Origin of the sequence: Kocuria kalidii, assembly GCF_044462225.1 — a bacterium.
In the GTDB taxonomy this organism is placed as follows: Bacteria; Actinomycetota; Actinomycetes; order Actinomycetales; family Micrococcaceae; genus Kocuria; species Kocuria kalidii.
Window position 1 is genome coordinate 1 of record NZ_JBISWJ010000088.1, and the last position, 16,693, is coordinate 16,693.

Sequence of the window (16,693 nt, forward strand, 5' to 3'; positions counted from 1 at the left end):
CGGCGACGCCCTTCCCCCGCCCGGCCCCGGCCGGGGGATCGCTCAGCGGGAGACGGCGCCGGCGAGGAGGTCGTCGATCTGGCCCATGGCCTGCCGCATGCCCTCCTCCATGCCCATGGCCGCCATCTGCTCGAGCTGGTCGGCGCTCTCGAAGGCGCTGACGAGCGTCATCCGGGTGGCGCCGTCCAGGGCCTCCAGGGTCACGACGCTGTGCGTGGTCCCCAGGGCCGGATCGGGTTCCCCGTCCGCGTCCGCGAAGCCGTCGTCGAACTCCAGCCGGTGCGGCGGGTCCACGACGGTGACCCTCCACCAGCCCCGGGCCTGCTCCCCGTCCGGGCCGGTCATGAAGTAGCGGCACCGCCCGCCCTCGGAGAGCTCGTGCTCCTCGAACGTGGCGGGCCACTCGGGCGGCCCCCACCAGCGCTCGAGCTGGCGCGGGTCCGCCCAGACGTCCCAGACCCGGTCGACGTCCGCGGCGAACTCCGCCACGAACGTCAGGGTCAGCGCCTCCGTGTCCTTGTTCACGTCGATGACCGGCATGTCCTGCTCCCTTCCTGCTCCGCCCCCCGGTCCTCGGGGGGCACGTCCTCGGCGAGGAGGTCCTCGATCCGGCGCGTGCGCCCTCGCCACAGCTCCTCGTACTCGTCCAGCAGGCCGGCGGCCCGGCGCAGCGTGCTCATGTTGCCGTGCACCACCTGCTCCCGGCCGCGCCGCTGCTTGGTGACCAGCGCGGCCCGCTCCAGCACCGCCACGTGCTTCTGCACGGCCGCGAAGCTCATCCGGTAGTAGCCCGCCAGCGCGGAGACCGACTGCTCCTGCCGGAGCACCCTCGTCACGATGTCCCGTCGGGTCGTGTCCGCGAGGGCCTGGAAGATGCGGTCGACCTCGAGGTCCGTCAGCTCATTTCGTACAACCATTTGGTTGTAGGTTACGCCGTTCCCCCGACGCGGACAAGAGCTCCGTCCTGGGTGGCGCACGGGGTTCCGTCGGTGCGCCGGACCGGTGGGCGGGACCGGTGCGCGGGAGCGCAGTCCCGCTCAGTACAGTCCGGCCGCGCCGGTGAGGAAGCGGTGCAGGCCGTGCGCCACGACCGTGTTGCCCAGCGCGTTCAGGTGCCTGCGGTCGCCGGCGACGAGCGAGCGCGGAGGCAGTCCCCGGGCCAGCCACCGGCGGTCCGCCTCCGAGGCCCCGATCCGGTGGGGCCGCAGGGCGGGCAGGGACCACAGCCCGGGGTCGCACAGCGCGGCCATCGTGTCGTAGTACCGCCCCCCGTACTCCTTCCGGTAGGCGGCGTTCACGTCGCACGCCTGCTCCCGGCCGGCGGTGCCCGGACGGTCGGCCCCGGTGTGCCAGTGGCCCATGACCACGGACGTGGTCGGCTCGACCGCCCAGGCCGCCCGGGTGTCGGCGAGGACCCGCTCGGGGTCCTCGATGTTGTTCTTGCCCGTCCACAGCAGGTGGACGTCGCCGCGGTGGCGTTCCTCCAGCGCCGTGTGCCACGGCGACACGGCGCCGGGCGCCGGCTCGAGCTCGGCGCCGGGGACCTCCCGGCGGAGCACCACGGCGTCCCCCCGCGCAGCCGCGGCCCGGATCGTGCAGGGGATCCCGGCGACCGTGCCCGGGAGCGGGAGCCGGGCGGACGGGACCCGTCCGTCCGCGGTGCGCACGAGGACGGTCCCCCGGGCCGGCAGCCGCCCGGGCCCGTCGCCGGAGCCCAGCCGCAGCAGGTAGGGGTGGTCGTGGCTGCGCATCGCCAGGGTCTGCGAGGACGTGTCGCCGCCGACCGCCCGCGAGGTCCCGGGCGTCCCCAGCAGCTGCGACAGCAGGTCGTCGATGCGCACCGCGGGAAAGCCCGGGGGCCGGTCCCGGTGCAGGGCGCTGGCCGCCGAGGAGGAGCCCCACAGCACGAACGGACGCCGGCCGGCGGGCGGTGCCGACAGCGCGCCCCCCAGGGCCCCGGAGGCGGTGAGCACCAGTCCGGCGACGACGAAGGAGCGGCGCGGGACGACCATGTTCTCCAAGGTAAACGGCCCCGGTGGGAGTGCACCACGCTGTGACGGTTCGTGATCCCCCCACTTCCGGGGACGCGGCGTCCGCCGGCTCCGCAGGTCAGAACCCGGCGGCGAACTCCCCCGGCTGCACGGCGTCGGCGACGATCACGGTGACGTTGTCCCGTCCGCCGGTGCGCAGCGCGGCCTGCAGGAGGACGTCGGCCGCCTCCTTCGGGTGGGACACGGAGGTGAGCACGCGGGCCATGTGGGCGGGGCTCAGCTCGTTGGTCAGCCCGTCCGAGCAGAGCATCAGCCGGTCCCCGTGCCGGGCCGGCAGGACCCGCACGTCCGGCTCCCAGACCTGGCCGGTGCCCAGGGCGCGGGTGATCACGTTGCGACGCGGGTGCACGAGCGCCTGGGCCGCGGTGAGCTGCCCGATCGACACGAGGTACTGCACCTCGGAGTGGTCGACGGTCAGCTGCTCGAGCACCGGCGTGCCGTCCTCCCCCACCGGCCCGGTCCCGGGCTCGACCAGACGGTACGTGCGGGAGTCGCCGGTGTTGAACACGACCCACAGCATGCGCCCGTCGACCTGGAGCAGCCAGACTCCGGTGACGGTGGTCCCGGCCCGGCCCTCGACGGCGTCCTGGATGTGCTGGTCGGCCTGCCACAGCACGGAGCGGACACGGCGGACCGCCTCGATCGCGTCGTTGGGGATCTCCGGGTCCAGGCGCAGCTCCCGCTCCACGGTGGCCCGGTAGCGGACGATGTCCAGCACCGGCTCCGGCTCCTGGAGCCCGAACCCGCGGAAGTCCTCCAGCTGGAACAGGGGGGACGCTCCGAGCGTGCGCACGCACAGGGCGCTGGCCACCTCGCCGGCCTCGTGCCCGCCCATGCCGTCCGCCACGGCGCACATCGCTGCCGTGACCACCAGGGCGTCCTCGTTGGACTCCCGGCGCAGGCCGCGGTCCGTGGACGCGCCCGCGCGGATGACGAGGGGGGCGCTCATTCGAAGTCGACCTCCAGCCCGTGACCGGCGCCCTGGGAGAGCGCGACGGGCTGGACGTCCCCGAAGCCCCGCACGTTGCGGGTGGGCTGCGGGAGCAGGATGAAGCGGTCGTCGCCCGAGAGCACCGCGGCGGTCGAGGCGTCCACGAGCACGGAGCCGGGGTCGGTCAGCGACACGAGCCGGGACGCGAGGTTCACCGTGGGACCGTAGATGTCGCCGAGCCGCGGCAGCACGCGGCCCCACACGAAGGCCACGCGCGCCTGCGGGAGCTCGGGGTCGTCCCGGATGGAGCGGGCCAGGGCCAGGGAGATCTGGGCCCCGCCCTCGGGGGTCTCGGCGAGGAACATGACTTCGTCCCCGATGGTCTTGATGAGCCGGCCGCCGCCCACCGCGATCACCTCGGCGCAGCGCTGCTCGAAGCGCTGCACGAGGTTGGCGAGGGTCCGCTCGTTCATCCGGCGGGACAGGGAGGTGTAGGAGACCAGGTCGGCGAAGCCCACGCCGCGCGCGAGCGGGAGGATGGAGGACGCGCCGTCGTCGTCCGTGGGGCCGGTGGCGGTCGACCCGTCGGGTCGCTCCACGCGCATCGCGAGCCGCTGCACGGCCGCGTTCATCTGGCGCCGCCACGAGTACACGAGGAGGTTCTCGATCGCGTCGATGAGGTCCGGGAGCAGGTGCAGCAGCTGCCGGCGCGCGGCGGCGTCCGTCATGCCCCGGTGGACGACCATGTCCTCGACGAGGGCCTCGACCTGCCACACCACCATGCGGTCGGTCATCTGCCCGATCGAGCGCACGAGGGACAGGGCCGCCTCCTCGGTGACCTTCTCCTCGAGCACCATGGTGGACAGCACCCGCAGCGCCTCGGAGTCCTGCTCGGTGAACCAGACGTCGTCGTCGGTCAGGTTGGGGAAGCCCAGGGCACGCCAGACCTTGCGGGAGGACAGCAGGGACAGCCCGCCACGGCGCGCGGCCTCCCGGCGGCGCAGGCCGCGCTCGGAGCCCAGCAGGATCTGCTCGAGGTCCTGCACGGCGGCCTTGGACTCGTCCGAGCGGTAGAGGTTGGCCTGGACGGGGTTGTGCAGGTTCAGGTTCAGCTGTGCCGTCTGGGGGCCGAGCACCGGCTCGCCCTGGGTCTCCGAGTCCTCACTCGCCACGCGTCACTCCTGTTCCTGGTGGACGGTCCACCGGCTCCACGGCCGGCCCGGGGCCGCGGACGGGCCCGGGCGTGGTGCCACGGCCGCATCCCGGTCCACTCTAGTGGGACGGGGCCGGGGCGCACCCCCGCCGTCCCCGCGCTCCCCGGCCCACCCGGCACCGGCCCCCTGCGCCCGCCGGTCGTCGGCGGCCCGGCGGATCAGCTGCGCGAGGCGCTGCGCCTCCGGGGCGTGCTCCAGGCGCAGTCCTCCGAGGGACCCGAAGTCCGCCACCACGCGACCGTCCCTCCGGCCCAGGGCCGGGCTGCGGCCCCGCTCCACGCCGACCCGGCGCAGCTGGTGCAGGGGCAGCGTCACGGTCCGCCCGGCGCCGCCGGGGCGCAGCAGCACGAGGTGGTGGGTGGTGAGCACGTAGCGGGTGCGCCACCAGCGCAGCAGCGGGCGCAGGCAGCGGCGGAGCACGACCCAGCCGGCCACGAGCAGCAGGGTGATCTCCACCCCGGCGTGCACGGTGGTCCACGGCTCCGCCACGGGGCGCCAGCGCAGCTCGAGGGCCCGCTGGGCGGACGAGAGCACGAAGACCGTGAGCAGGAGCACCAGGAAGGGCCGGGTCAGCCGCGCGCCGTGCGCCCGGGTGGAGACGAGCACGCGCTCCCCGGGCTGCAGGGCCGGCCGGGCGGGCATGCTCAGGCCCACCCGGGGCCGCCGGGGGCCGGCCGCAGGTGCACGACGTCACCCGCCGTCACCTCGCGCTGCACGCCGTCCGCGCCCCGGACCAGCAGGCCCCCGTGCGCACCGAGGCCCGCCGCGGTTCCCGTGACCGGGGCGCCCGCGCCGGGGAGCTCGGCGCGCACCGAGCGCCCGAGGGTCCCCATCCGCTCGGTGATCCGCTCGCGCAGCGGACCGCCCGGCCGCGTGGCGGCGACCGGGTCCGCGCAGAGCCGGCGGTAGAGGGGGACGAAGGCGCCCAGCACGGCCTGCAGCACCGCGGCGCGCTCGACGTCGCGGCCGGTGGCGCGTCGCACGGACGTGGCCGTGTCCACGGGCAGCCGGTCCTGCGAGACGTTGATCCCCGTGCCCAGCACCACCGCCGGCGGGGCCTCCTCGTCCAGGACGAGACCTGCGAGCAGGCCGGCGACCTTGCGCCCGTCCACGAGGACGTCGTTGGGCCACTTGATCCGGGCGCCCGCGCCGGCGAGCCCGTCCAGGGCCTCCACGACGGCCGCGGCCATCAGCAGCGTCAGCCACGGGAAGTGCCGGGTGGGCAGCGGCCGCCCGTCCTCGCCGGCGGGGCGGAGCAGGACGCTGAAGGTCAGGGCGGTGCCGGGCTCTGTGGTCCACACCCGGTCCAGCCGGCCCCGCCCGGCGCTCTGGTGGCCGGTGGCCACGAGGGACAGGTCGGTCCACGGCCGGTCCGGCCCGGGGCCGCGGGTCCGCCGGGTGACGGCGGCCGTCAGGTGCTCGTTCGTGGAGCCGATCTCGTCGAGGACGTCGATCCGTCCCAGGCCGAGGTCCGCCAGGGCGGCGAGCACGGCGGGGGCGCGCAGGTCGTCGGCGCGGGGGTCGGGCACGGTTCTCCTCGGGTCGTCGGTTCCCGGTGCGGGCGGGGCCGCCGGTGCTGTCCGCCCGGGCACGGTCCGCGTAGGGTCGGTACACGTCCACAGTAATAGCCCGGCACCCCCGGGAACCGGCCGGGCGGTCCGTCCGGCCGGGCAGGGGGCCGCGGCGCGACCCTCAGGAGCCCATCGTGAGCGCAGCCGAGAACCGCACGACGTTCGCCGTCACCTACGTCTACGGAGGCCCTGCGGACGTCCTCGCCGCACGCCGCCCCGAGCACCGGGAGTACCTCGGCGGTCTCGTGGAGCAGGGGCACGTGCTCGCGTCGGGGCCGTTCGACGACGACGGCGCGGCCGGGGCGCTGCTCGTGTTCGCGGCCGAGGACGCCGCGACCGTCGAGCGGCTCACCGACGAGGACCCGCTGGTGCGCCACGGCGTGGTCACGGAGCGGACCGTCCGCCCCTGGAAGGTGGTCCTCGGCCGCGTGGGCTGAGCACCGTCCCGGTGCCCCGGCTCCCCGGCACGGAATTTGTAGGAGTTCCACAACGGGCGGCGCCGCGGGCCCGGACTAGAGTGAGCAGGTCCCCTGACCGCCCCGGACCGGTCCGCCCGGCCGGCCGCGTACCAGACCACGAGGTGCCTGTGAGCCACGACCTGACGACCACCGCCGGCAAGATCGCCGACTTCCACGACCGCCGGGCCCGCTCCGAGGCCCCGGCGGGACGGGCGGCGATCGAGAAGCAGCACGCCCGCGGGAAGAACACCGCCCGCGAGCGCGTGGAGATGCTCCTGGACGAGGACTCCTTCGTGGAGTTCGACGCCCTCGCGACCCACCGCTCGACCGCCTTCGGGATGGCGTCGAAGAAGATGCCCGGTGACGGCGTGGTCAGCGGCTACGGCACCGTGGACGGCCGCCTGGTGGCCGTCTACTCCCAGGACTTCACGGTGTTCGGGGGGTCGCTGTCGCAGGTCAACGGCGAGAAGATCGTCAAGGTGCAGAAGTTCGCGCTGCGCAACGGCTGCCCGGTGATCGGCATCAACGACGGCGGCGGGGCCCGGATCCAGGAGGGCGTGGCGTCGCTGGCCATGTTCGCGGACATCTTCAACATGAACGTCCGCTCCTCCGGGGTGGTCCCGCAGATCTCCCTGATCATGGGCCCGTGCGCGGGCGGCGCGGCCTACTCCCCGGCCCTGACCGACTACATCGTCATGGTCGACAAGACCTCGCACATGTTCATCACCGGCCCGGACGTCATCCGCACGGTCACGGGCGAGTCGGTGGACATGGAGACCCTCGGCGGGGCCCGCCAGCACAACGCGACCACGGGCACCGCCACGTACCTGGCGGACGACGAGCAGGACGCGTTCGACTTCGTGCACGAGCTGCTCGAGTTCCTCCCGGCCAACAACCTGCAGGAGGCGCCGCTGCTGGACCACGACCAGGAGGACGAGGTCACGGACGAGGACCTGGCCCTGGACGCTCTGGTCCCGGACTCCGCCAACCAGCCGTACGACATGCGCGCGGTGGTCGAGGCGGTCGTCGACGACGGGCACTTCCTGGAGATGCAGGCCCTGTACGCCCCCAACGTGATGATCGGCTACGCCCGGGTCGAGGGGCACACCGTGGGCATCGTGGCGAACCAGCCGATGCAGTTCGCCGGCACGCTGGACATCGCCGCGTCCGAGAAGGCGGCGCGGTTCGTGCGCCACTGCGACGCGTTCAACGTCCCGATCCTCACGCTCGTGGACGTGCCCGGGTTCCTGCCGGGCACCGACCAGGAGTTCAACGGCATCATCCGGCGCGGGGCCAAGCTGCTCTACGCCTACGCCGAGGCGACCGTCCCGCTGGTCACCCTGATCACCCGCAAGGCCTACGGCGGGGCCTACATCGTGATGGGCTCCAAGAAGCTCGGCGCGGACATCAACCTCGCCTGGCCCACCGCGCAGATCGGCGTGATGGGCGCCCAGGGCGCCGTGGAGATCCTCTACCGCCGGGACCTCAAGGCCGCGGCGGACAACGACGAGGACGTCGAGGCGCTGCGCGCCGAGCTGGTGCGCAAGTACGAGGAGAGCCTGCTCAACCCGTACCAGGCCGCCGAGCTGGGCTACGTGGACGCGGTGATCTCTCCCTCCGAGACCCGGGTCCAGGTGCTCAAGGCCCTGCGGGGCCTGCGCGACAAGCGCGCGTCGATGCCCACCAAGAAGCACGGGAACATCCCGCTGTGAGCGCGCGCGAGCCCGTCGAGGGCACCCCGTCCCTGCGCTTCACGGCCGGCAGCCCTACCCCGGAGGAGGTCGCGGCCGTCACCGCCGTCCTGCTCGCCCGCTCGGCCGGTGGTGACGCCTCCGCCAAGGGCGTCCCGGGACGCCGGGACCAGTTCCGCCGGATGCGGCTGGGCCTGCGGCTGCGCCCGGGCCGGGGCGCGTGGCGGCGGACCAGGCCGGAGGAGTGACGCGGGGGACCTGGCCGGGCGCGGACCGGCCAGGTCCCTCACGGCTCCCGCGGGATGCGCCGCGAGGCCGCGAGCCCCACCGCGACGCCCGTGAGGGCGAGGGCGGCAGTCACCGTCCAGGTGAGGTCCCACGTCCCGGTCGCCTGCGCCACCGCCGCCACCGCGGGCGGGCCGGCGAACTGGCCCAGGGCGTTGACCTGCTGGCCCAGCCCCAGGGTCGTGGCCACCGTGCTGGGTGTGGGAGCGACCCGCAGGAGGCTCGCGATGGCCGTGGTCGGCACCACGCCGCCCACCGCGGAGAAGACCAGGACCGCGCCGTACCGGGCACCGAACCGCGCCCCCTCGCCCACCAGCGGGGCGAGGCCGAACGCGACCACGGCGGCCAGGCCGAGCACGGCGAAGCCCGTGCACCAGAGCACCGCGGGCCGCACCCCCCGCTGCAGGGCCCGGCCCGCGGCCAGGTTGCCCACCACGTTGACGCCGGCCGCGAGCGCACTGAGCCCCGCCGCGGCCGACGCCCCGATCCCGGCCTCGGCGTACACGGAGGGCAGGAACTGCACCACGCCGTTCCACTGCGCCGTGTAGAGGCCGAAGACCAGGGCGACGAGCCACGGCCCCGGGGCGCGCAGCGTCAGCCCGAGGCGCTGCCGGACCCGGTGCACCACCACGTGCGCCGGGTCCGGCGGGAGCACCGCGAGCACCAGCAGACCCACGAGCGCGGAGCCCGCGGCCGCGGCCGCCCACCAGGCCCGCCAGCCGAGGGCCTCGCTGAGCACGCCCCCGAGGAGCAGGGACAGGGCCGCGGCGACCGGGATGTGGCAGCCCCACAGCCCCACCAGCAGGGAGACCCTGGCCGGGGCCACGGTGCGCCGGATCAGCGCCGGGGCGCAGATCGAGACGAGCATGAAGCCCACGCCCTCGAGCACCCGGGAGCCCAGCAGCGGGGCGTACCCGGTGGAGAGCAGGCCCGCGGCGGAGCCGGCGGTGAGCAGGCCCAGCCCCAGCACCAGTCCCCGGCGCAGCCCGATCCGGTCCCCGGACAGACCCACCACCACGCCGAGCAGCATGCCCGCCACCTGCACGGTGGAGAGCAGGAAGCCGCCCTGGACCAGGCTCAGGCCGAGCTCGGCGGAGAGCACGGGCAGTGCCGGGGAGAGCTTCCAGACGTGCAGGGCCCCGACCACGCCGGCGGTCACCACCAGCAGGGCGGGCCCGGTCCCGGCGGTGCCCGAGGGCCCGGCCGGGTCGGGGGCGGGAGGCGCTGGGCTCCCGGACGGCACAGGGGCGGACATGCTCCGCAGTCTAGGGAGCGCCCGGGGCTAGGGTGACGTGCATGACCGACGAACGGCCCGCCCCCTCGCTCACCGCCGGACCCGGCCCGGCGCCGCTCGGCGCCGGGCGGCGCGAGCCCACGGCCGTCGACGCCGTGGCGGAGCGCTGGTTCGCGCGGTCCATGGAGCTGGACCCGGCCCAGGCCACCGTGCACGGCCTGCCCGGGCACGAGAGCGAGTACCGGGACTTCGGGCCCGAGGGCCTGGAGGCCCGGACCGAGGCCGCCCGCCGGACGCTGGCCGAGCTCGAGACCGCGGACCCGGCGGACGACGTCGACCGGATCACGGCCCACGCGCTGCGCGAGCGCCTCGGCCTGGAGGTGCTCCTGCACGAGGAGGGCCTGACGGGCGGGGAGGTCAACAACATCTCCTCCCCGGTGCAGGAGATCCGCGAGGTGTTCGACGACCTGCCGAAGCGCAGCGCCGAGGACTGGGCGCAGATCGCCGCCCGGCTGCGCGCCGTGCCCGCCGCCGTGGACTCCTACCTCCTGGGCCTGCGGCACGCCCGCTCCCGGGGACGCTCGGCCTCCGCGGCGCAGCTGCGCAACGCGGCCCGGCAGTGCACCGGGTACGCGGACCGCCACGGCTTCTTCGCCCAGCTCGCGCGCAGCCCCCGCGTCCCCGAGGGGCTGCGCCGGGAGGTCGCGGAGGCGGCCGGGGCGGCACGGCACGCCTACCGCGGCCTGGCCGCCGTGCTGGGCACGGAGCTCGCCGCGGACGCGCCGCGCACGGAGGCGGTGGGACCGGACGTGTACACGCTGCGCCTGCAGGAGTTCCTGGGCGCGGTCCTGGACCCGGCCACCGTCTACGCCTGGGGGGTGGAGCAGCTGTGCACGGTCGTGGCGGAGCAGGAGCGGCTCGCCCACCGCATCACCCCGGGGGCCACGGTCGCCCAGGCCATGGCGGTCCTGGACGCGGACCCCGCGCGGCAGCTGCACGGCACCGACGCCCTGCAGGCGTGGATGCAGGACCTCTCCGACGCCGCGGTGGAGGCGCTGGCGGACACGCACTTCGAGCTGACCGGGCCCATGCGGCGGCTCGAGTGCCGCATCGCCCCGACCCACGACGGCCGGATCTGGTACTCCATGCCCAGCGCCGACTTCTCGCGCCCCGGCCGCATGTGGTGGTCCGTGCCGGAGGGCACCGGGACCTTCACCACGTGGGAGGAGACCACGACCGTCTACCACGAGGGCGTCCCCGGCCACCACCTGCAGTTTTCCACGGCCCTCGCCAACTCGGGGGAGCTCAACCGGTGGCGGCGGATGGGCGTGTGGGTCTCGGGCCACGGGGAGGGCTGGGCGCTCTACGCCGAGCGGCTCATGGACGAGCTCGGGCACCTGCAGGACCCCGGGGACCGGATGGGGATGCTCGACTCCCAGCGGCTCCGGGCGGCCCGGGTGGTCTTCGACGTCGGGTTCCACTGCGGGTACCGGATCCCCGCGGAGCTCGGCGACGCCCTCGGCGGGGCCCGTCCCGGCGAGGTCTGGACGGCCGAGGACGGGTGGCGGTTCCTGCGCTCGAACATCGTGATGGCCGACCCGATGCTGCGGTTCGAGTGGATGCGCTACCTGGGCTGGCCCGGACAGGCGCCGTCCTACAAGGTGGGCCAGCAGCTCTGGGAACAGGCGCGGGACGAGGCCCGCTCCGCGGCGGGTCCGGGTTTCCGGCTCCGGGACTTCCACACGCGGGCGCTCCGTCTCGGCTCGGTGGGCCTGGACACCCTCCGGTACGCGCTCGCCCTGTGATTCTCGTCATGTAGACGTCACATTTCTTCACCGGCATTCGGTGCTGTATCTTCCGACGCTCTATGGTGGCGAAATGATTTCCGCAGAAAGCAATCGACGTCTGCCCCGGTGGATGACCTCCTTCGGCCCGCAGATCGTGCTCGCCCTCCTCCTGGGCGTGGTCCTGGGCACCGTCGCCGACACCATCGGCGGTGACCCCGACACGGACCCCAACTGGCTCATGACCGCGCTGGACACCATCGGCACCAGCTACGTCAGCCTGCTCAAGGCCGCCGTGGTCCCGCTCATCGTGACCGCGGTGATCTCCTCGATCGCCAATCTGCGGGAGGTCTCCGACGCCGCGCGGCTCGCGTGGAAGACGCTGCTGTGGTTCGGGATCACCGCGCTGATCGCCGTGACGGTCGGGCTCGTGCTCGGGCTGGTCGTCCAGCCGGGGGCCGGCAGCGGCGCCGCCGCGCCCGCCGAGGCGTACACCGGGACGCAGGGCTCCTGGCTGGCCTTCCTCACGGGCCTGGTCCCCGCCAACGTCCTGGGCCTCGAGGTCTCCTCCTCCGTGGTGGACCCGGAGACGGTCCAGACCTCCCTGGGCTTCAACGTGCTGCAGGTCCTCGTGGTCTCGGCCGCCGTCGGCATCGCGGCACTCAAGGTGGGCGCCCCCGCCGAGCCCTTCCTCGCGGTCGTGCGCTCCGCGCTGGCGATCGTGCAGAAGGTCGTGTGGTGGATCATCCGCCTGGCCCCCCTGGGCACGCTCGGACTGATCGGCCGGGCCGTGTTCGAGTACGGCTGGACGTCGATGGGCGGGCTCCTGGCGTTCGTCGCGACCGTCTACGCCGGCCTGCTGGTCGTGGGTCTCGTGGTCTACCCGGTGCTGGTCAAGGCGCACGGGCTCTCCGTCCGGCAGTACTTCTCCGGGGTGTGGCCGGCCGTGCAGCTGGGCTTCGTCTCCCGGTCCTCGGTGGGCACCATGCCCCTGACCCAGCGCGTCGCCGAGCGCAGCCTCGGCGTGCCCCGCGCCTACGCGTCCTTCGCCGTGCCGCTCGGCGCGACCACCAAGATGGACGGCTGCGCCGCGGTCTACCCGGCGATCGCCGCCCTGTTCGTCGCGCAGTTCTACGGGATCGACCTGGACGTCACCCACTACGTGCTCATCGCGCTCGTGTCGGTGCTGGGCTCCGCGGCGACCGCGGGCACCACCGGCGCCACGGTGATGCTGACGCTGACCCTGTCCACGCTCGGTCTGCCCCTGGACGGCGTGGGCCTACTGCTGGCCGTGGACCCGATCATCGACATGGGCCGCACCGCGCTCAACGTGGCCGGCCAGGCCCTCGTGCCGACGATCGTCGCCCACCGCGAGGGTCTGCTGGACCGCGGCCTCTACGACGCCCCGCGCTCCGGCGACCCGTTCGTGCCCGAGGACGCCGCCCCCCGGGACGGCGCCGTCGAGGACGCCGGGACCGGCACCGGCACCGCGTCGGACACCGGGTCCGGCACCGCGGCCGGGACGGGTGCCGGCACGCAGCCGCGCCCGGAGGAGGCCCCGGCGGCCGCCGCCCGCTGAGCCGCGGCGCCGTTCCGCCCCGCGAGGCGGGGGACCGAGGGAGTGCCCGACGCATTCCGGCGGTTCCCCGCCTCCCGCCGTCCCCGTCCGCGGCTCGGGCTACGCTGAGGACCGGCACGAGAGCTGGGTCACAGCAGCGAGCGAGGGGACGGCGCGTGGGCGCACCGACGGACGGACCGACGACGACGGACCCGGCGCTGCGCCTGTCCTGGGGCCGTTCGCTGGACCACCTCGCGGCGCCCGAGCGCTGCGTCCCGCAGGTGGTGCTGGACCGCACCGACGTCCGGGAGGCCAGTGCACCGCTGCGGCGGCTGATGCCCGTGCTCGACGAGCTGCTCACCCCCCTGGCCGAGGACACCGGGCTGGTCGTGGCCGTCACCGACCCCTGCGGGGTGCTCCTGCGGGTCCGGGGCAGCACCGCGACGCGGCGGCGCGCCGAGGCGATGGGCTTCGTCGAGGGGGCCGACTGGTCGGAGTCGGCCGTGGGCACCAACGCGCCCGGCACCGCGCTGGTCCTGCGCCGGCCGGTGACCGTGCACCGGGAGCAGCACTTCTACCCCGAGGCCCGGCCGTGGTCCTGCACGGCGGCCCCGCTGCTGCACCCCGTCACGGGGGCGCTGCTCGGGGCGGTGGACCTGACCGGCGGGGACGCCGCCGCCGGCCCCGCCACCCGGGCGCTGGTCGGCGCGGCGGTGCGCGCCGCGCGGGCCGAGCTGGCCCTGGCCCTGCGCTCCACGCAGCGGTCCCCCGCGTTCCCGCCCGCCGCGGCCCGGGCGCCCGTCCCGGCCCCCGGGGCGTTCCTGCGCGTGCTGGGCGACGCCCCGCCGGCCCTGCTGCTCGGCGGCCACCCCGTGGAGCTCACCGAGCGCCACGCCGAGATCCTCCTGGCCCTCTCCCGCTCCGGGTCCGGGCTGAGCACCGCGGAGCTGTCGGTGCAGCTGTGGGCGGGCAGGGCGCAGGAGACCACGGTGCGGGCCGAGGTGCTGCGGCTGCGCCGGCTGCTCGAGCCCCGGGGCGGTCCGGCGATCGCCTCGCGCCCCTACCGGCTCGAGGCGCCGCTGCCCTCGGACGCGGGGCGGGTGCTCGGGCTGCTCGCCCGGGGCTCGCACCGGCGGGCGCTGCGGGAGTACACCGGGGCGCTGCTGCCGCGCTCCGAGGCGCCGTCCGTCGTGGCGCTGCGCCACCGCGTCACCGGGCTCCTGCGCGAGGCCGTCCTGGCCGACGGCTCGGCCGAGGCCGTGCGCGAGTACCTGACCCTGCCGGAGGCGGCGGACGACGCCGAGGCGTGGGCCCTGCTGCTGCGCCTCCTGCCGGCCCGCTCCCCCGCCCGCGCCGAGGCGGTGCTCGAACTCGAGCGGCTGCGCGGCTGACCGGCCCCGGCGCCGGGTGCAACGTGCGTGCAACGCGGCCCGGTCTAGCGTGACGTGCATCACCTCACGGCGCGGCCGGTCCGGACCGCGCTCGTGACACCCGCACCGTCACGCACCAGGAGCACGTCACCATGAGCGTCGAAACCCAGTCCCTCACGACCGTCTACGCGCAGCCCGGCACCGAGGGCTCGAAGGTCACCTTCAAGCCCCGCTACGAGCACTGGATCGGCGGCGAGTGGGTGCCGCCCGTGCAGGGCCGGTACTTCGAGAACGTCTCCCCGGTCAACGGCAAGCCGTTCACCGAGGTGGCCCGCGGGACCGCCGAGGACATCGACGCCGCGCTCGACGCGGCCTGGGCCGCCGCCCCGGTCTGGGGCAAGACCCCCGTGGCGGAGCGGGCCCTCGTGCTCCACCGGATCGCGGACCGGATGGAGCAGAACCTCGAGATGCTCGCCGTGGCCGAGACGTGGGACAACGGCAAGCCCGTGCGCGAGTCCATCAACGCCGACATCGCCCTCGCCGTCGACCACTTCCGCTACTTCGCCGGCGCGATCCGCGCCCAGGAGGGCACCCTCTCCCAGCTCGACGACAACACCACGTCCTACCACTTCCACGAGCCCCTCGGGGTGGTCGGCCAGATCATCCCCTGGAACTTCCCCATCCTCATGGGCGTGTGGAAGCTCGCCCCGGCCCTGGCCGCGGGCAACGCCGTGGTGCTCAAGCCCGCCGAGCAGACCCCGGCCTCGATCATGGTGCTCATGGAGCTGCTCGCGGACATCCTGCCCCCGGGCGTGGTCAACGTGGTCAACGGCTTCGGCGTGGAGGCCGGCAAGCCGCTCGCCTCGAGCCCGCGGATCCGCAAGATCGCCTTCACGGGCGAGACCACCACCGGCCGGCTGATCATGCAGTACGCGTCGCAGAACATCATCCCGGTCACCCTGGAGCTCGGCGGCAAGTCCCCCAACATCTTCTTCGAGGACGTGGCCGCGCAGCAGGACTCCTTCTACGACAAGGCGCTCGAGGGCTTCGCGTTCTTCGCCCTGAACCAGGGCGAGGTCTGCACCTGCCCGTCCCGCGCCCTGATCCAGGGCTCGATCTACGACCGGCTGCTCGCGGACGGCGTCGAGCGCGTGCGCGGCATGGTGCAGGGCAACCCGCTCGACCTCGACACCCAGGTCGGTGCGCAGGCCTCCAACGACCAGCTGCAGAAGATCCTGTCCTACATCGACATCGGCCGGCAGGAGGGCGCGAAGGTCCTCGTGGGCGGCGAGCGCAACGTCCTGGACGGGGACCTCGCCGAGGGGTTCTACGTCTCCCCCACGGTGTTCGAGGGCGAGAACTCGATGCGGATCTTCCAGGAGGAGATCTTCGGTCCCGTCCTGTCCGTGACCCGCTTCTCCGACTACGCCGACGCCGTGGCCACCGCCAACGACACCCTGTACGGCCTCGGCGCCGGGGTGTGGGCCCGCAACGGCAACCTCGCCTACCGCGCCGGCCGCGACATCCAGGCCGGGCGCGTGTGGGTGAACCAGTACCACAACTACCCCGCCCACTCGGCGTTCGGCGGCTACAAGTCCTCCGGCATCGGCCGCGAGAACCACCTGATGATGCTGGACCACTACCAGCAGACCAAGAACCTGCTGGTCTCCTACTCCGAGGACGCCCAGGGCTTCTTCTAGACCGCAGCGGTCCGTCCGGGCGGACCGCGTGGGCGCGGAGAGTCCGGGGCGGCGCCCCTCGCGCACGCCGCCTGCGTATCCTGGGACGGTGACTCCCCGCCTCGTCCTCGCCTCCCGCTCCCCGGCCCGCACCAAGCTCCTGGCCGACGCCGGGATCGCCCACGACCGGCTCGTCTCCGACGTGGACGAGGACGCCGTGGTCCGGGAGCGCGGGGTGACCGGTGCCGAGGAGACCGCGATGGTCCTGGCCCGGGCCAAGGCGGAGGCGGTGGCCGCGCTGCCGGCGGCGGCCGGGGCCCTGGTGATCGGCTGCGACTCCGTCTTCGAGCTCGACGGCGAGGTGCACGGCAAGCCCCGGGACGCCGCGACGGCGACCGCCCGGATCCGGGCCATGCGCGGGCGCTCGGGGGTGCTCCACACGGGCCACTGGCTCGTGGACACCCGGAGCCCGGCCGACGGCGGGACCGGCTGGAGCGGCGGCGCGCCCGCCGGCGCCGAGGTGTTCTTCGCGCAGATGTCCGACGACGAGGTCGCAGCCTACGTGGCCACCGGCGAGCCCCTGGAGGTGGCCGGCTCCTTCACCATCGACTCCCTCGGGGCGGCGTTCGTCGAGCGGGTGGAGGGAGACGTGCACGCCGTCGTCGGCCTGAGCCTCAGCACCCTGCGGACGCTGCTCGCCCGGACGGGGGTGGGCGTGCCCCAGCTGTGGACGAGCCGGGGCTGAGAGCGGCCGCCGCTTTGTAGGACTCCTACAGAAACGGCGCCGCATTTCCGGACCCCCGCCGGGTGGTTGGGCGATTGCTCGCGGCGGGGAATACAGTGCATCGGAGGATTCGACAAGGAGTG

16 protein-coding genes are annotated in these 16,693 nt (G+C 74.6%); 8 read left to right on the forward strand and 8 right to left on the reverse strand.

What is annotated here, in order from left to right:
- Window positions 1-42 precede the first annotated feature (42 nt).
- From ACH9D3_RS13120 to ACH9D3_RS13150, 7 genes are all read right to left on the reverse strand, one after another.
- The gene (locus ACH9D3_RS13120) at window positions 43-540 is read right to left on the reverse strand and encodes an SRPBCC domain-containing protein (RefSeq protein ID WP_396411275.1); all 498 of its coding nucleotides are present in this window, start codon (window positions 538-540) and stop codon (window positions 43-45) included.
- Entirely contained in the window at window positions 522-917 is a 396-nt protein-coding gene (locus tag ACH9D3_RS13125; RefSeq protein ID WP_396411276.1) for an ArsR/SmtB family transcription factor, read from the reverse strand. Before ACH9D3_RS13125 ends, ACH9D3_RS13120 begins: the two co-directional genes overlap by 19 nt.
- 120 nt (window positions 918-1,037) lie before the next feature.
- Window positions 1,038-2,012: a hypothetical protein gene (locus tag ACH9D3_RS13130; RefSeq protein ID WP_396411277.1), complete on the reverse strand. Its 975-nt coding sequence runs from the start codon at window positions 2,010-2,012 to the stop codon at window positions 1,038-1,040.
- Between the two features lie 97 nt (window positions 2,013-2,109).
- A complete protein-coding gene (locus ACH9D3_RS13135; RefSeq protein WP_396399048.1) occupies window positions 2,110-3,000 on the reverse strand; it encodes a PP2C family protein-serine/threonine phosphatase in 891 nt (296 codons plus the stop codon).
- Window positions 2,997-4,154 carry an adenylate/guanylate cyclase domain-containing protein gene (locus ACH9D3_RS13140; protein WP_396399049.1) on the reverse strand — a complete coding sequence of 386 codons (1,158 nt, stop codon included), beginning with the start codon at window positions 4,152-4,154 and terminating at the stop codon, window positions 2,997-2,999. Before ACH9D3_RS13140 ends, ACH9D3_RS13135 begins: the two co-directional genes overlap by 4 nt.
- 3 nt (window positions 4,155-4,157) lie before the next feature.
- Window positions 4,158-4,838: a hypothetical protein gene (locus ACH9D3_RS13145; RefSeq protein ID WP_396411278.1), complete on the reverse strand. Its 681-nt coding sequence runs from the start codon at window positions 4,836-4,838 to the stop codon at window positions 4,158-4,160.
- Between the two features lie 2 nt (window positions 4,839-4,840).
- Window positions 4,841-5,725: a biotin--[acetyl-CoA-carboxylase] ligase gene (locus ACH9D3_RS13150; RefSeq protein WP_396399051.1), complete on the reverse strand. Its 885-nt coding sequence runs from the start codon at window positions 5,723-5,725 to the stop codon at window positions 4,841-4,843.
- 176 nt (window positions 5,726-5,901) lie between these two features.
- Here ACH9D3_RS13150 and ACH9D3_RS13155 point away from each other — a divergent pair, with 176 nt between their 5' ends.
- The 3 genes from ACH9D3_RS13155 to ACH9D3_RS13165 all read left to right on the forward strand — a co-directional run bounded on the left by ACH9D3_RS13155 (window position 5,902) and on the right by ACH9D3_RS13165 (window position 8,164).
- Window positions 5,902-6,204 carry a YciI family protein gene (locus ACH9D3_RS13155; protein WP_396399052.1) on the forward strand — a complete coding sequence of 101 codons (303 nt, stop codon included), beginning with the start codon at window positions 5,902-5,904 and terminating at the stop codon, window positions 6,202-6,204.
- Between the two features lie 149 nt (window positions 6,205-6,353).
- Window positions 6,354-7,937 (forward strand): carboxyl transferase domain-containing protein, encoded by a 1,584-nt coding sequence (locus ACH9D3_RS13160; protein ID WP_396411279.1) that lies wholly within the window; start codon window positions 6,354-6,356, stop codon window positions 7,935-7,937.
- Window positions 7,934-8,164 carry an acyl-CoA carboxylase subunit epsilon gene (locus tag ACH9D3_RS13165; RefSeq protein WP_396399054.1) on the forward strand — a complete coding sequence of 77 codons (231 nt, stop codon included), beginning with the start codon at window positions 7,934-7,936 and terminating at the stop codon, window positions 8,162-8,164. Before ACH9D3_RS13160 ends, ACH9D3_RS13165 begins: the two co-directional genes overlap by 4 nt.
- Window positions 8,165-8,202: 38 nt before the next feature.
- Here ACH9D3_RS13165 and ACH9D3_RS13170 read toward each other — a convergent pair whose 3' ends face one another.
- Window positions 8,203-9,456: an MFS transporter gene (locus tag ACH9D3_RS13170; RefSeq protein WP_396411280.1), complete on the reverse strand. Its 1,254-nt coding sequence runs from the start codon at window positions 9,454-9,456 to the stop codon at window positions 8,203-8,205.
- A 41-nt stretch (window positions 9,457-9,497) separates the two neighbouring features.
- Here ACH9D3_RS13170 and ACH9D3_RS13175 point away from each other — a divergent pair, with 41 nt between their 5' ends.
- The 5 genes from ACH9D3_RS13175 (at window position 9,498) to ACH9D3_RS13195 (ending at window position 16,571) form a co-directional block, all read left to right on the forward strand.
- Window positions 9,498-11,240 carry a DUF885 domain-containing protein gene (locus ACH9D3_RS13175; RefSeq protein WP_396411281.1) on the forward strand — a complete coding sequence of 581 codons (1,743 nt, stop codon included), beginning with the start codon at window positions 9,498-9,500 and terminating at the stop codon, window positions 11,238-11,240.
- Window positions 11,241-11,313: 73 nt separating this feature from the next.
- Window positions 11,314-12,798, forward strand: coding sequence for a cation:dicarboxylate symporter family transporter (locus tag ACH9D3_RS13180; RefSeq protein ID WP_396411282.1), 1,485 nt, complete (start codon window positions 11,314-11,316; stop codon window positions 12,796-12,798).
- A gap of 155 nt (window positions 12,799-12,953) precedes the next feature.
- The gene (locus ACH9D3_RS13185; RefSeq protein ID WP_396411283.1) at window positions 12,954-14,168 is read left to right on the forward strand and encodes a transcriptional regulator; all 1,215 of its coding nucleotides are present in this window, start codon (window positions 12,954-12,956) and stop codon (window positions 14,166-14,168) included.
- Between the two features lie 131 nt (window positions 14,169-14,299).
- Window positions 14,300-15,847, forward strand: coding sequence for an acetaldehyde dehydrogenase ExaC (gene exaC / locus ACH9D3_RS13190; protein ID WP_396399059.1), 1,548 nt, complete (start codon window positions 14,300-14,302; stop codon window positions 15,845-15,847).
- 88 nt (window positions 15,848-15,935) lie between these two features.
- Entirely contained in the window at window positions 15,936-16,571 is a 636-nt protein-coding gene (locus ACH9D3_RS13195; protein WP_396399060.1) for a Maf family protein, read from the forward strand.
- Window positions 16,572-16,693 lie beyond the last annotated feature (122 nt).